The sequence below is a fragment of the Trichocoleus sp. DQ-A1 genome, assembly GCF_039961955.1.
Taxonomy (GTDB): domain Bacteria; phylum Cyanobacteriota; class Cyanobacteriia; order Cyanobacteriales; family FACHB-T130; genus FACHB-T130.
Map to the genome: position 1 here is coordinate 550,253 of NZ_JAMPKE010000001.1, position 13,851 is coordinate 564,103.

Annotated in this window: 13 protein-coding genes; 6 read left to right on the forward strand and 7 right to left on the reverse strand. The window is 47.4% G+C overall.

All coding sequences use genetic code 11. From position 1 onward, the window contains the following. Positions 1-54 precede the first annotated feature (54 nt). Together NDI33_RS02475 and NDI33_RS02480 are read left to right on the forward strand one after the other, a co-directional pair. Positions 55-873 (forward strand): peptidoglycan-binding protein, encoded by an 819-nt coding sequence (locus tag NDI33_RS02475; RefSeq protein WP_190678545.1) that lies wholly within the window; start codon positions 55-57, stop codon positions 871-873. An 866-nt stretch (positions 874-1,739) separates the two neighbouring features. After that, a complete protein-coding gene (locus tag NDI33_RS02480; protein WP_190678547.1) occupies positions 1,740-2,762 on the forward strand; it encodes a hypothetical protein in 1,023 nt (340 codons plus the stop codon). A gap of 580 nt (positions 2,763-3,342) precedes the next feature. On the opposite strand, the gene NDI33_RS02485 is transcribed toward NDI33_RS02480, so the two are convergent. The 4 genes from NDI33_RS02485 to NDI33_RS02500 form a co-directional block, all read right to left on the reverse strand. After that, a complete protein-coding gene (locus NDI33_RS02485) occupies positions 3,343-3,975 on the reverse strand; it encodes a YqiA/YcfP family alpha/beta fold hydrolase (protein ID WP_190678549.1) in 633 nt (210 codons plus the stop codon). A gap of 33 nt (positions 3,976-4,008) precedes the next feature. After that, complete coding sequence (locus NDI33_RS02490; protein WP_190678551.1) at positions 4,009-4,521, reverse strand: Spy/CpxP family protein refolding chaperone; 513 nt, start codon at positions 4,519-4,521, stop codon at positions 4,009-4,011. A 142-nt stretch (positions 4,522-4,663) separates the two neighbouring features. After that, complete coding sequence (locus tag NDI33_RS02495; protein WP_190678554.1) at positions 4,664-5,026, reverse strand: hypothetical protein; 363 nt, start codon at positions 5,024-5,026, stop codon at positions 4,664-4,666. After that, positions 5,023-5,604, reverse strand: coding sequence for a sigma-70 family RNA polymerase sigma factor (locus tag NDI33_RS02500; protein ID WP_190527759.1), 582 nt, complete (start codon positions 5,602-5,604; stop codon positions 5,023-5,025). The genes NDI33_RS02495 and NDI33_RS02500 overlap by 4 nt, the downstream gene beginning before the upstream one ends. A 228-nt stretch (positions 5,605-5,832) precedes the next feature. Here NDI33_RS02500 and NDI33_RS02505 point away from each other — a divergent pair, with 228 nt between their 5' ends. Next, positions 5,833-7,827 carry a WD40 repeat domain-containing protein gene (locus tag NDI33_RS02505; RefSeq protein ID WP_190678555.1) on the forward strand — a complete coding sequence of 665 codons (1,995 nt, stop codon included), beginning with the start codon at positions 5,833-5,835 and terminating at the stop codon, positions 7,825-7,827. A gap of 95 nt (positions 7,828-7,922) precedes the next feature. Here NDI33_RS02505 and gor read toward each other — a convergent pair whose 3' ends face one another. Continuing rightward, positions 7,923-9,323 carry a glutathione-disulfide reductase gene (gene gor, locus NDI33_RS02510; protein ID WP_190414575.1) on the reverse strand — a complete coding sequence of 467 codons (1,401 nt, stop codon included), beginning with the start codon at positions 9,321-9,323 and terminating at the stop codon, positions 7,923-7,925. Between the two features lie 121 nt (positions 9,324-9,444). Here gor and cysC point away from each other — a divergent pair, with 121 nt between their 5' ends. Beyond that, positions 9,445-9,978 (forward strand): adenylyl-sulfate kinase, encoded by a 534-nt coding sequence (gene cysC, locus NDI33_RS02515; RefSeq protein WP_190414576.1) that lies wholly within the window; start codon positions 9,445-9,447, stop codon positions 9,976-9,978. A 203-nt stretch (positions 9,979-10,181) separates the two neighbouring features. Here the strand turns inward: cysC and NDI33_RS02520 are convergent, their stop codons facing one another. Both NDI33_RS02520 and coaD read right to left on the reverse strand, forming a co-directional pair. Further along, a complete protein-coding gene (locus tag NDI33_RS02520; protein ID WP_242033260.1) occupies positions 10,182-10,892 on the reverse strand; it encodes a DivIVA domain-containing protein in 711 nt (236 codons plus the stop codon). Next, positions 10,802-11,353 (reverse strand): pantetheine-phosphate adenylyltransferase, encoded by a 552-nt coding sequence (coaD, locus tag NDI33_RS02525; protein WP_190414577.1) that lies wholly within the window; start codon positions 11,351-11,353, stop codon positions 10,802-10,804. Before coaD ends, NDI33_RS02520 begins: the two co-directional genes overlap by 91 nt. A 286-nt stretch (positions 11,354-11,639) precedes the next feature. On the opposite strand from coaD, the gene NDI33_RS02530 reads away from it, so the two are divergent. After that, positions 11,640-12,596 carry a type II secretion system F family protein gene (locus tag NDI33_RS02530; RefSeq protein ID WP_190678557.1) on the forward strand — a complete coding sequence of 319 codons (957 nt, stop codon included), beginning with the start codon at positions 11,640-11,642 and terminating at the stop codon, positions 12,594-12,596. 4 nt (positions 12,597-12,600) lie between these two features. Then, the gene (locus NDI33_RS02535; protein ID WP_190678559.1) at positions 12,601-13,761 is read left to right on the forward strand and encodes a pentapeptide repeat-containing protein; all 1,161 of its coding nucleotides are present in this window, start codon (positions 12,601-12,603) and stop codon (positions 13,759-13,761) included. The last annotated feature ends 90 nt before the right edge of the window (positions 13,762-13,851 follow it).

Here is a 13,851-nt window from a genome sequence, read left to right on the forward strand (position 1 = left end):
CGATGAAAAAAACATCCTTTTGCCTTTTTGTAAACTCAAGAGGAAAAAGTAAAAATGAAAAAAAACATTCTTTTGCCTTTTGCCTTTTTACTTTTACCTTTTATGGCGATCCCCAGTGATGCCAAAGAAATCGCCCAAACATTTCCATCCGCAACCGTTACTCGGCAAACGTTACGACCCGGTAGCCAAGGAACAGAAGTAGCGGAACTCCAGGCAGCCCTTAAACTATTGGGTTACTATAATGGCGACGTAAATGGCGTGTACGGGGAAAATACCGCGATCGCAGTTTCCCGTTTTCAGCAAGCCGCTGGTTTAGCACCGGATGGAATCGTGGGTGCAGAAACCTGGAAGCGTTTATTTCCAGTCGCCCCACTATCGGAATCTACAGCAGCCGCGACGCCATTGGTTATCCCGTCTCCTTCAGCTTCAACAATTTCTACCACTGGGGCAGCATCTTTTCCCGTCCCAACTACGACAAACACCGCTGCCAATCCCAGACCAGCGGCAACTTCCCGTCCCAGTGTGAATGTTCCAGCCTCCAACAGTCCGGCAACGACTGCCAGAACCCCCAACCGTCCGGCAACCGCTGCCAGAACCACCGCTAACCGTTCCACAACTGCTCCTAGCTCTCAGACACGGACGAACCCGCAGCAGCCCAGACAGCTCGATTTTCCAGTTCTGAGGCTGGGAACGCAAGGCCCAGCCGTTACCAGTTTGCAACAGCGCCTGCGAACCCTTGGCTTTTTCAAAGGAACGGTGAATGGTGTCTTTGGTGAAACGACTCAAACTGCGGTCAAAGCTGCTCAACAAAGATTTAAGCTAGACGCCGACGGTGTAGTGGGTCCAGCGACTTGGAACGTTTTGCTGCGTTAATTAAATAGCAATTATAAAAAAATAAAATGACATAAATCCGTTTTCTTGATGAAAACGGTTTTTTTTACGCTTTTTTGAACAACTGCGTGCTGTTTTCACGGACTTCTTCCTTTCGATTTTTCGATCTCAATCCTTGGATGGAGGAGACAATCCATTCTCAGATAGAGAGATTCAGGCAAGACTAACGGATATCGTATTGCTTATAAGGACAAGACAGCTGAGTATTAACTTCCTTAGCTTGTAGTTGCCAATCAATCTAAAAAAATCAGGGTCTTCTCGGTTTCCTGATTGACACAAAGAGTTCGATCGACATTCATGTACAACCACCCTAGAACCGATAACAATCAAAGGCCTAAATCGGTCTATCAGGGTAGAGGCAATTCTGAACGGGTTTCCTACCAGAATGAGTACCTTAAAGGTCGCAATTCTGAACGTCGTTTTCAGGAACAGAGCTATCTCGTTGATGAGAATACCAATGCCTTGACTAATTTGCTGATGAATCTTGCTTTCACATCGATTGTAAGTTTCCTCGTTGGAACTCTGTTCTTCGTTGCTCAGCGAAATGAATCTTCTCTACCCTCTGTGCCTGTTCCCAATGACAGTCCCTCTCAAAGCATCGAGAAAAAGACAACCATCTTTGAAAGAACTGTAGATAAATATTCAGGAAATTCAGGAACTCGTTCCAGCACCTCAATAACAAGCAGGACAGGGGACATTGAAAACAATGTTTCTAACTCTGCGCGAGGTAGGCTCCTAACCTTGCTAGCTAGGCTTGGTTGAGACAGCGTTGCTCAAATCTACTGACCATAAACAGTTTTAAACATCCTTTTCTGCCTTTAAACCATTCAGGAGTTGTAGTAATACTCATGTCTAACCTACAAAATCGCAACAACGATAACCGTGAAGTTCCCCAGAACCCAAATCAGCCGGTTTCTCCCCATAATCCGGTTGGCCCAACTAACACGGTTCACGGGAATGGCACTGTAGACCCAGGCAAAGTGACCTCCTATCGAGATGGTTATGTCCACGGTCGCGTTTCCGAGCGCCGCGTCAACGAGGAAGGACAAGAAATCCGCGATAATAATAATGCCGCCAGAGGCTTGTTGATAGGGATTGCCCTCACCTCTCTGCTAGGGTTGACCCTCGGTGCCCTCTACTTCCTCAACCAACGAAATCAGCAGGTAGAAGAGTACACTGCGCCTGCGCCTGTGGTGGTTCCCGTACCTTCCCCTTCACCTTCAGCTTCTGTTGCACCGAACTCAACTGCACCAGATACGTCTTCATCGGGCGCTTCTCAACAGCCTACACAAGAGAGAATTATCGAAAGAACCACAGTTGAGAAGGCTCCTACGGTGATTCAGGTTCCTCAGACACAAAACGCACCGCCTGCTCAAAGAGCGCCAAATGTAAACATTACAGTTCCTCCGAGTTCCGGGCAACAACCGACTCGAAATCAGACAAATATTAACGTAACGCCTTCTCAACCGTCGAACTCAACTCGAACGAATACTTCTGGGACTACTCAATCAAGTCCTAGTACAACTCTAACCGCGCCTTCAGTGCGTCAGAACTCAACTCGAACGAATACTTCTGGCACCACCCCAGGCACCCAAAATCCAACTGGCACCACACCGAATAGCGGTGCTACCACCAATGGAACCACCGGCACCACATCGGGGAGCAGTTCGACCACCAATGGAACCACCGGCACCACACCGAATAGCGGTGCTACCACCAACGGAACCACCGGCACTACACCGGGAAGCAGTTCGACCACCAATGGAACCACCGGCACCACACCGGGAAGCAGTTCGACCACCAACGGAACCACCGGCACCACACCGGGAAGCAGTTCGACAACTGGTGGGTCAAGCAGTACAGGTCAATAACGACTAAAACTTTGCAATCTAGCCCCCTCCTAATATTGGAGGGGGCTTTGTTATCGGTGTATCGCAAATCTTTCATTTTTGAACTAGCATTTTTAAAGATTTCGACACATAAAGGGATATGAATTTAATTTAACGAACGAGTGAGGTTGGAGAATCAAGTGCTAATTTAAATATAGGCACAACGAAGTAAGAACCTTCGACACCAAGTTTTCGGATTCGAGCCTGTGTCTCCCGCTCTTATCCAACGCAACACCGAATCTCGGTTGTATTTCTCTAATAAATGTAGCGATCGCGCTGAAGTTCATTCGCTTCTTTTTGTTTTGAACTGTTAAGTTGCGGATCTAGATCATTGCCTGAATCGGCGTAGGGAATGCAAGATAGTTAGAAAAGGTTTGTTGCGAATTAAGTCCACCCTAGTAGAGTTAGTTTTTGGTTTCGTCAACTTTTCTTGAAATTTTCCTCTTTCGTTTGACTAACCTGACCATTTATAGCTCGTTCACGAACCCGCCGGTACCTTAGGCGGGTTTTAGTTTTTTATATGGCAGCGGAACGCCTAAAGGGGCGGCGAAACAAACAGGTATTAATAGCAGAAAGCTTCGATCAATTCCCAAATTTCAGGCAGGACGTTTCCTAAACTGTGATCGTCCTCTAGTTCGATGAATTTAACCCAAGGGCGTGAGGCGGCGTAGTTGTGGCTAGCTGCAATCGGAATCACTTCATCGTGACGCCCATGCAGAAGCAGAGTAGGAATGGGGCGCTGTAGCTGTTCGTCTTGATATTGGGCAGCGTCGGTGACGAACTGGTAATGCAGAGGAAGCGATCGCTTCTCGCCATAGTGATATACCGGCAAATATTGCTCTGTCTGCCACTGTTGCAGTTGTTCTTCCCCCAGTCGGAGCAACCAGTGAGTCAGAAACTCAAAAGCGGGAGCTAGCAACACTAACCGCTGAACCTGCGGGTATTTTTCTCCCACCCAAGCCGCTGTTAAACCCCCTAAGCTGGAGCCAATGACAGTAACAGGCATTGAGTTTGGGGGAAATTCAGCGGCGACTTGCTTTATTTGCCGAGTTATCGTCAGATGGGAAAAATCGCCTTGGTTGAAATCGGGGATTGTCAAGGGGATTTTCAGGGAAGATAAGCGATCGCGCAGATAGATCGCCTTCGTTGACTGGGGACTAGAGGCAAATCCATGCAGATAAAGATAATCAAGCATCCAATTGGGCAGTAGTTTCCGGCGTATCAACCGCTAAAAATTTCGCTCCAGCGAACCTGGAAATCCTTGTCCTCTATTTTTCCCCGCCCGTTGCCCCTTTTGTTGTCGTCGCTGTTGCATCAGTTGGACAAACTTGGCGCGTTGCTCTGGAGTCATAACTTCTCGCATTTCTAACATACTTTCAAACCGCAACTTTTGTAGCTGCTGCTGCAACTCTTCAACTTGCTGATTTTTAGAGCGAATTTGGCTGGCGGAAGCTGTACTATTCATCAGTGTCGCTAGCTCTTGCCGAGCTTGACGTAGAGTTTGCTGGCGCGGCGCTATCTGGGTTCTATACTTCTGCCGAATCGCCTGCATTTGCTGCATTTGCTGTGGGGTAAGATTGAGTTGCTGAAGGAGTCCATCCTTGTTGCCTCTTTGAGGACGGCCACCCGGCGAATTTTGGGCAATTGTTTGAGAAGATTGGGGATTCGGATCGGCAAGAGCAACCGCACTCCCTATAGATAGTATGAGAACCGCTAACAGAGAAATACGATTTAGGGACATGAAAACAATCTCCGTCGTTAGTAGTAATTAGTAATTAGTAATTCGTTAAGACGCAATTAGCCATTCTTCATTGGTCATTAGGCAGTAGCAATAAGATCGTTCAGGACAACTGATTATTACCCATACCGATTCCCTAAAAAAGCTAATTTTCTGAGAGCAACCAATCAGCTTCTGCATCTTGGCTGCTCGACGACGCGGGCGTTTCACCCGCGACAACACTATCCCAGTTCGTCGCCAGAAATGCTTCCAGTTCTGCGGTGTTTTTGGATGCAGTCGATGCAGTGTTAGGCACCAGCACGCGGTATCCTGCCCAGCTAACTAACAGACTAGCAACAAGGGCAGAAGGTAAAATCCACCTCTGTCGCCGCCATTGCGGCTGTGAAGGCGCAGATGCTACTGCTTGCATAATCTGGCTCTCTAAATCGGGTGCAGATGGGGGAACATAACCCCGGTGTTGGCGCAGAAACTCTACTAGGGGTTTGTCATCATCGGGGAACTGAGTCATAGTTGGACTCCTTGCTTCTGGAGAAATTGCCTCATGGAGGTTCTAGCATGAAAGAGCCGCGATTTTACTGTGCCAACTGGAATCGACAAGATATTTGCGATCTCTTTTTGCGGAACGTCTTCTAAGTCGTGCAGAACCAGTACGGCGCGATGCTCGAAACTTAGTTGTTGCAGTCCGCGCTGCACTAAATCTTCATAATGTAAGTGCATCAGAGTGGGAGATTCTTGTTGACTTGGCAAGGCATTGGTAGCGCTTTGTTGTAAAGACGCGAAATTTCGGGTTTCTACAGCAAATTGCCGCCGTCGATCTGAAGCAACATTCCAGCTAATGCGATAAAGCCAAGTCGAAAAATGAGCGGTTTCCCGCAATTTTGGTAATCCCTTCCAAGCACGTAAGAATACTTCTTGCACCAAATCATCTAAGCATGAGGTACCGCAGAGTTGGTAAAGAGTCGATCTGACGCGCTGCTGATGGCGCTGGTAGAGTTGCCGAAAGCTCTGCTTGTTGCCTTCTTGACACCGCTTTACCAGGTAAGCATCGGTGTCGAGATCGGGTTTTTCTTTGGCTTGATCGCCCATTAGCGCATTGATTGGTACAGCTGACACCGATTGGCTCTCTCTTACCACTGTTGGATTTCTAATGCTTTAGACTGGGCATTTGGGGAAAAGGTTCAACGGCAAGCAGCGCATCTATCCCACAATCTTCTCAACCAGTGACTCCCACCTAGGGCTGGGCTACACTTGAGCAAATCAAGCTAAATAAGCCGGATTTTGCGATCGCTAGAACTCTCCTCAGATTTAAGTTTTATGCCATTCAATATTGTTGGTGCTGTAGCCGTATTTGTTGCTAGTGCTGCTAGTAGAATTGCCTCAAAATTTTTTAAAAACGTTGTTGATGACACATCTAATCTTCCTGCTAAAGTTCAGGAAGTTAGATTAGATCAGCGATCGCGTCAGGCAGAAATTGACTACTATCGGCGCAGAGAGGTAAGAGAGCAGAAGTTACTAGAACTTCAAGACCTCCGCTTGAAAGCAGACCTTCAGATTGAATCGGCAAGCGCTGAACGAGATGAACGTACTCTTAAGCTTAGAGAACGAGAACTGCAACTCAAAGCAGAGGAATTGGCAGACAAGCGTCAGATGAGTTCTTTGTATCTAGAACTGATGCGGGAGAAGACTGCAAAAGAAATTGAACTCAAGCAAAAGGAAATTCAAGCTATTTTCGATCAGCAAAAATGGCCTGGAGTTTTGAGTCGTGATGAAGTAGAACGAATTTTTGGGGACGAGCAAAAGAAACCTCGATTACTGATGTTGGTTCCACCACCAGATATCAGCGATGATTTTCCGCTATCATTCCGCGACAGCCTCAAAAAAGAGGTTCGCAATCAATTAAAAGGATTTCTGGAACGGCATTATTCCCTAGAGGGCGAACTCTGCCCTGTTGAGTTTTACGGGAAGTATTTTGAGCGTTCGATTTTTGATGCAGAAGTCAAACAGTTGGAAACCATTTTGGCTGCTGTCCCTACGGCAATTATTTACAGCGACATTACCGATCATGAAGTTTACTTTAATGTTCGGTTCTGGGGACTGCAAGACACAGTTTCCTTGTCGTTTGAGCCTTGGAACTGGGAAGAGGCAAAAAAGCAACTACAGGAAGCCGGAAATGATGAGATTCAAAGTCTTCGCATCATTCGGCAGACAATTGTTACCCTTCACAAGCTATTAGCAACATTTTTAGCAGATTGGTACTACCTCAACATCGACCCAAATTATGAACCTCAGCTATTTAATTTAGACTCAGAGATTCCGAACGCCTGGGCAAAAACAATTACTGATAAGCTTAAGCTGACTCAGCAACAGTATCAAAAAGCCTATAATACTGACTTAAAATTGCTGGCAGATTGGGAAACTAGCAAAACTCAGCCCTGGCGATGTGTAGATACTCTCTCTGGGCATTCAAATCATGTTTATGCTGTCGCTATTAGTGCTGATGGTCAAATTGCTAGTGGCAGTGCAGACAACACCATCACAATTTGGGATTTGACCACTGGAGATTCTATTTGTACCTTCACCGGACATTCAGGTAGTGTTTCTTCACTTGCTTTTAGCCCTGATGGGCAAACTCTCGCTAGTGGCAGTGCCGATAATACTATTAAATTGTGGTATTCACGTACAGGGGTAACATTTACTGGACATTCAGACGAGCTTCATTCTATTGCTTTTAGCCCCAATGGGAAAATTGTCGCTAGCGGCAGTAAGGACAAAACTATCAAAGTATGGGATTTTAACACCGGTAAGGAAATTTGTACTCTTACGGGTCATGAAGAGCGTGTTTCTTCTATTATATTTAGTGCCAATGGACAAAACTTAATTAGTGGAAGTAGCGACAAAACTATCAAAATATGGGATTTAAGCACTGGAAAAGCAATCCGAACCCTTACTGAACATTTAAATTATGTTTGGTCAGTCGCCATAAGTCCTGATGGCAAGACTTTGGTTAGTGGCAGTGCGGACACCACCATCAAAATTTGGAGTTTTCCCAGTGGCAGCCTACTCCACACATTCTCTGACCATACAAGCATAAGCATTGTTCGCAGTATTGCCTTCAGTCCTGATGGGCAAATTCTTGCTAGTGTCGGTAACGACAAAACAATTAAATTATGGCATCTGGGGACAAGAGAATTGATTCATACACTTTCGGGACATTTAGAAAGTATTGGGTCAGTTGTCTTTAGTCCTGATGGTAAAACAATTGTCAGTGGTAGCAATGACAAAACTATCAAGATTTGGCAGTATGATTGAGGCGGTAGGTTAGATAAGAGAAAATATCGCTCATCTCAACAAGTCAAATGCAGACATTTGTAGGGGCAATTGATAATATTGCCCCTAGCCGTAATTTATCGCAGAGTGACGAACTCTTCGGCGGTGGAAGGATGAATGCCAACGGTGGCGTCGAAGTCTTTTTTGGTGGCTCCCATATTGACTGCGATCGCGATTCCTTGAATCACCTCGGCTGAATACTCGCCTACCATGTGAGCGCCTAGCACGCGGTCGGTATTTTTGTCAATAACCAACTTGACCATGACTTTCTCATCCGCGCCGGTGAGGCTGTGGAACAGAGGACGGAATCGGGCGCGATAAATTTGTACGTTGTCATCGCCCAACTTTCTCCGCGCATCGGCTTCGCTGATTCCTACCGTAGCGGCTTCTGGCTGCGTAAATACGGCGGAGGCAACATTTTCGTGATTGAATACCCGGCGATTGTTGCCAAACTCAGTATCGGCAAAAGCGCGCCCTTCGCCAATGGCGACGGGGGTTAAATTGATCCGGTTGGTGCAATCGCCCACAGCGAAAATATTTGGCTGGTTGGTGCGGCTGTACTCATCGACTTCGATTGCACAGTTGACGCTGTACCCGTGCAACCTGGGTAAATCTTCATCCTCACAATTAACAACCTTAACGCCCGCATTCTCCAAACCAAGTTTTCCTAACAAAGGTGCGCGACCGATGGCGACTAGAATTTGGTCTGCGGTGAGGGTTGTATCCGCGTCTTTGCCTTTTTCGGTGAAGGCGACCTTTAGACCCTCTGGGGTTTGCTCAATGCCTTTCCCGGTAACATTGGTGATAATGTTGATGCCGTGATGGGACATGGCATCTTGAATGCCAACGCGAATATCGTCATCAAAACCTTTGAGAATGCGATCGCCTCGAAGCAACAAACTGACTTTCGATCCCAGTCCGTGCATAATACAGGCGAATTCCACGGCAATATAGCCAGCGCCAATAATGACGATGTGCTTCGGCTGTTCCTTGAGGAGAAATATCTCGCGGGAAGTGATGGTGTGTTCCATCCCTGGTAAATTCGGCTTGATGGCTTCCCCTCCCACGGCGATTAAAATCTTATCAGCCGTGACTTTGCGTCCATCCACTTCCACAGTATGCGGATCTATTAAAGTGGCGCGGCTCTTGATTAACTCCACCCCAGCTTTTTCCAAAAACCCAATATGCAACTGGCTGAGACGGTGGACTTCCTTATCGACAGTCGTTATCAGATGTTCCCAGTTTAAGCTTCTCTCGCCCACAGTCCAGCCATAGCCTGCGGCATCCTCAAACAAATGAGAAAATTTAGAGGCGTAAACCATCAATTTTTTGGGAATACAGCCCCGGATGACGCAGGTACCACCTACTAAATCGCCTTCTGCGATCGCTACCTTTGCTCCGTAGCTAGCCGCACGTTTGGAAGCCGCCAATCCTCCCGAACCCGCCCCAATGACAAACAAATCGTAATCAAATGCCATGACTGGAAGTCCTCTCTTTCTTCATTTAGTTTAAAAGATGTAACGATGATGCTCCTGCTTTCCCATTTTCCGCAGATCGCTTAAAGTCGGATGAGAATACCGTCAGTTTTAGCGAAGAACAATGGATCGAGAGCATCGTGGTGTCACCGTGTGGTTTACAGGTTTAAGCGGTGCGGGAAAAACCACCATTAGCCAGGAAGTGGCGCAAGAATTGCAGAAACGTGGATACAAGGTGGAAATCCTCGACGGAGACGTGGTGCGCCAAAATCTGACCAAAGGTTTGGGGTTTAGTAAAGAAGACCGGGATGAGAATATCCGGCGCATTGGTTTTGTGGCTCACCTCCTGACTCGGAACGGTGTGGTCGTACTGATTTCGGCAATTTCGCCTTATCGGGAAATTCGAGAAGAAGTGCGATCGCGTATTGGAGATTTTGTCGAGGTTTATGTGAATGCACCGTTAGCGGTTTGCGAACAGCGAGATGTGAAGGGGTTGTATAAGAAAGCGCGGTCTGGGGAAATCAAAAACTTCACTGGGATTGATGACCCCTATGAATCGCCCCTGCATCCTCAAATCGAATGCCACACAGACCAAGAAACGATAGAGGAAAGCACAGAGAAAGTTTTGAGAAAGCTGGAAGAACTGGGCTACCTCTAGTAAGGATAAACCGCAATTAAGAGGAACCCCTCCCCGCCCTCACCTGCGGCTCCGGCTCCGGCTCCGGCTCCGGCTCCCCTCTCCGCTTGCGGGGAGGGGCTGGGGGTGGGGTTCTTTTATTATGGATAATTACACAAATCTAATAGGAAGGTTTGAGAGCTAAAGCACAAAAGTATCGTGGATGGGCACCGCCCACCCAACACTTACTTCTTCTTATCTGCGCCTCTGCCTCTGTCCCCCTCCACTTCTCTAACCGTGGGAGTACGCGGCGACGGCGGTGGAGGAGCGTCATTTTGTAACTGTTGCCGACCGTTGCGGATGACCTTGAGCATATCGTTGAGCTGCTGCTCGATATTCGTGAGAACTTGGTCGGCGTAGTCATCGGCTCCGTTTTGAATGTCCTCGCATTCTTGGATAGCAAGCGATCGCATCTGCTCTAGCTCTTGTTGTGCTTGTAGGCGCATCCGTTCTAGTTCTGCGATCGTTTGTTCTTGGATGGCGTCGCACTCCTGCTGCACCGCCTGCCGGATCGCTTGCGCTTCCCGTTCTGCTTGCCGAATCAAGCCCATTTCATCCAATATCTGATCGGCTCGGCGTTCTGCTGTCTCAATAATCTGCTGTGCATAATCCTCCGCTTGCAGGAGAATTTCTTCCTTCTGCCGAACAATTTCTTCGGCTTCCTGAAAAGCTGGTGGCAGATTGATCCGCACCAAATCCAGCTGATCGAGTAACGGATTCTCATCGACTAAGCGCAGGCTAGTCAAGGGAATGCGCGTACTATCGAGAATCATTTCTTCGATGCGGTCGAGTTCCCGCTGAATATCTACACTTCCCGATCCACTGTCGGGTAATTCACCTTCGGGGAAGCGTCCATTACTATCGGGTTCGAGGCGGGAAGAGTCTTGGCGTAACATCGGTAGATATCTAAGGCGACGTGCTGGGGAACAAGATGATCGACAGAGCCGCCGAATCTGGCAATCTCTTTCACTAAGCTACTACTTAAGAAACTGTACTCGTTAGAGGTTGCTAGAAAAACCGTCTCAATCCGATCGTCGAGAGTTTTATTCGTATGAGCCATCTGTAGCTCATGTTCAAAGTCAGAAAGCACCCGCAAACCGCGCAGCAGCACGCCCGCTTCTCGGATTCTGGCATAGTTGACCGTCAAACCGTCAAAACTGTCAACTTCTACATTCGGCAGCGATCGCGTCGATAGACGAATCTGCTCGATGCGCTCCTGTACTGTAAATAGGGGCGTTTTGTTGGGGTTCCGCAGCACCGCAACAATCACCCCATCAAAAAGCCGACAACCGCGCTTAATGATGTCAAGGTGCCCCAGAGTAATCGGATCGAAGCTGCCAGGATAGATTGCAATCACGGAAGAGGTGTGTGAGCTAGCTTAAGGAAATTGTACTCATACAGTACCCCTAAAACTACGAATTGTTAAAAGTCTCCGGTTTTGGCGAGAAGCACCGACCACTAAACGAGAGCGATCGCAACCAAATTAGGATTCATCGCCTCAGCAGCCTCTTCTCGCGGCATACACGAGCCAGCAATCGACCTCTGCTGCGATCGCAGAGAGTCTCTTGATTAGTGCAACCATCGCCACTCCTTAACTTTCAAGAGGTTCTCTCTAAAAATCAGCAAAAGCTAAAATCCGATTAGTGAATCTACACATTAAGTTGAAAAACCAGGAAAAGGCTCAATTTTTCCAGCAGTTCGCCACTTTGCTGAATTCTGGCATTTCAGTACAGCAAAGCTTAAATTTGGTTGAGCGCGATCGCAATTCTCCCTTCGGGCGCTATCTGCAAACAGTCAGTGTAGCGGTGGATTCTGGGCAAGATTTGGCGTCTGCTTTGACCATAGATGCTCGATATTTTGATGGCTGGACGATTAGCCTAATTCGGTTAGCAGAATACAGCGGATCGCTAGCAGAGACGTTTGAGAGATTGGCAACGGCGGCGGAAGCGAAAGTCAAACGGGAACGCCTCTATCGTTCGGTGGGAATCGCCGCGATCGCCCTGATTTGGAGTCTGCTGGTACTTGCCGCCGCACTTTTCAAGCGAAATCCTCAAAAGCTTACCCATCCTGGTTTCTGGCTGTGCAGTTTTGGATTAGCAGTGCTTTTGGTTGGGGTAGCTATCCTGAATTCTCGCTTTCCCGGACGCGGTTTACAGCGGTTAGCGGCGCAACTTCCCGGTTTGGATAAAGTCATGCAAGCGCGATCGCTCCTTTACTTTACTGAGTTGTCGTTGCCTTTAAGTTGCGGGGTGCCAATTCTCGCCGCGCTGGAATTGTTGCGCGATCGCATCCCCGATCCTCAGATGGCAACCCACGTAGCAAAAGCTGCTCGGCAAATTCGTCTCGGTAGAAGCCTCACCGAGAGTCTGCAAACCAAGTTACCCCCACTTGCAATCCAATATATTCGCACTGGTGAAGAAACCGGCAATCTAGATGCGGCGCTGCGAAAATTGGAGCAATATTACGAAAGCGACTTAGAGAAACGTTTGAGGCAGTTGGAGGGAATCTTGCGTCCTTTGAGTCTATTAGCGATTGGAGGTTTAGTGCTTTTAGTCGCAATTCGAGCAATTAATTCGCTGATAAACTCTCTGCCAGGATAAGTTTATGCGTGTCGATGAAACAGAGGGACTAAAAGGTTGGCTTATAGGTTTGGCAGCTTTTTTTACTTTGATAGGATTGATAGTTTGCTATGTTGGCTATGTTTTATTGAATAGTGAGGTTTTGAAAAATCCGGGTATCCAACCCATTATTGAAGTTTTAAAAATTGTTGCAACAACCTTTGGAGGAGCCGCAATCCTCTTTAACGTTTTCTACGCAGCGAAACGAGCTAAAGCGATGGATGATAGCGCGATCGCTGCCAATAAAAGCGCTGATGCAGCTCTAGATAATGCTAAAGCTGCTCTAAAAAATGCAGAAGCGGCACAAGATAAGCAAATCACAGAACGCTTTACTAAAGCAGTTGAACAGCTTGGTTCTGATAATATCTCTATCCGTTTAGGGGGAATTTATGCTCTAGAACGAATTGCTAACGATTCCGAAAAAGACCATTGGACAATTATGGAGGTGCTAACAGCTTTTGTGCGAGAGAAGGCTCCTTTGAAGGAGGAACAGATACAGCAGGAGCAATTACCAAAAATCCCTACGGATATTCAAGCTGCACTTACAGTTATCGGACGGCGCGACGTAGATGAAGACCCAGAAAATCAACGGCTAAATTTACAACATACCAACCTTGATGGAGCAGACCTCAGTGCAGCTAACCTACAAGGGGCAAACCTTTTTGGAGCTAACCTACAAGGGGCAAACCTTTTTGGAGCTAACTTGCAAGGGGCAAACCTCAGGCGAGCTAACTTGCAAGGGGCAGACCTTTTTGGAGGTAACTTGCAAGGGGCAGACCTCATTGGAGCTAACCTGCAAGAGGCATACCTGTCTAACGCTAACCTACAACGGGCAGCTCTCACGGGAGCTAACCTGCAAGAGGCAGCTCTCAGGGGAGCTAACCTACAAGAGACATACCTCAATAACGCTAATCTGCAAGAGGCAAACTTGAGTGAGACCAACCTGCAAGGGGCAGACTTAGATGAAGCCAACCTGCGAGGAGTATACCTCAGGTCAGCCGAAAACCTAGAATACGAGCAAATCGAAAGAGCATTTGGAGATCGCAAAACTGTATTGCCGGACAATGTGGAAAGACCTGCACATTGGACGCAAGCTGGGGGAAAGACGGATGCGATCGCCCCAATACGGCAGATTGCAGGTATATAGAGTACATTGAGGTCAGTGCATGAACAGGTAGAATGAAACCTTACTCCATCGACTTTCGAGAAAAAGTAGTCAAAGCATACGAACAAGAAA

Bases quoted from the DNA above. Each gene is read 5' to 3' on its own strand.
- NDI33_RS02475 (WP_190678545.1), top strand. From the start codon at position 55: ATGAAAAAAAACATTCTTTTGCCTTTTGCCTTTTTACTTTTACCTTTT.
- NDI33_RS02480 (WP_190678547.1), top strand. From the start codon at position 1,740: ATGTCTAACCTACAAAATCGCAACAACGATAACCGTGAAGTTCCCCAG.
- NDI33_RS02485 (WP_190678549.1), bottom strand. From the start codon at position 3,975: ATGCTTGATTATCTTTATCTGCATGGATTTGCCTCTAGTCCCCAGTCA.
- NDI33_RS02490 (WP_190678551.1), bottom strand. From the start codon at position 4,521: ATGTCCCTAAATCGTATTTCTCTGTTAGCGGTTCTCATACTATCTATA.
- NDI33_RS02495 (WP_190678554.1), bottom strand. From the start codon at position 5,026: ATGACTCAGTTCCCCGATGATGACAAACCCCTAGTAGAGTTTCTGCGC.
- NDI33_RS02500 (WP_190527759.1), bottom strand. From the start codon at position 5,604: ATGGGCGATCAAGCCAAAGAAAAACCCGATCTCGACACCGATGCTTAC.
- NDI33_RS02505 (WP_190678555.1), top strand. From the start codon at position 5,833: ATGCCATTCAATATTGTTGGTGCTGTAGCCGTATTTGTTGCTAGTGCT.
- gor (WP_190414575.1), bottom strand. From the start codon at position 9,323: ATGGCATTTGATTACGATTTGTTTGTCATTGGGGCGGGTTCGGGAGGA.
- cysC (WP_190414576.1), top strand. From the start codon at position 9,445: ATGGATCGAGAGCATCGTGGTGTCACCGTGTGGTTTACAGGTTTAAGC.
- NDI33_RS02520 (WP_242033260.1), bottom strand. From the start codon at position 10,892: ATGTTACGCCAAGACTCTTCCCGCCTCGAACCCGATAGTAATGGACGC.
- NDI33_RS02535 (WP_190678559.1), top strand. From the start codon at position 12,601: ATGCGTGTCGATGAAACAGAGGGACTAAAAGGTTGGCTTATAGGTTTG.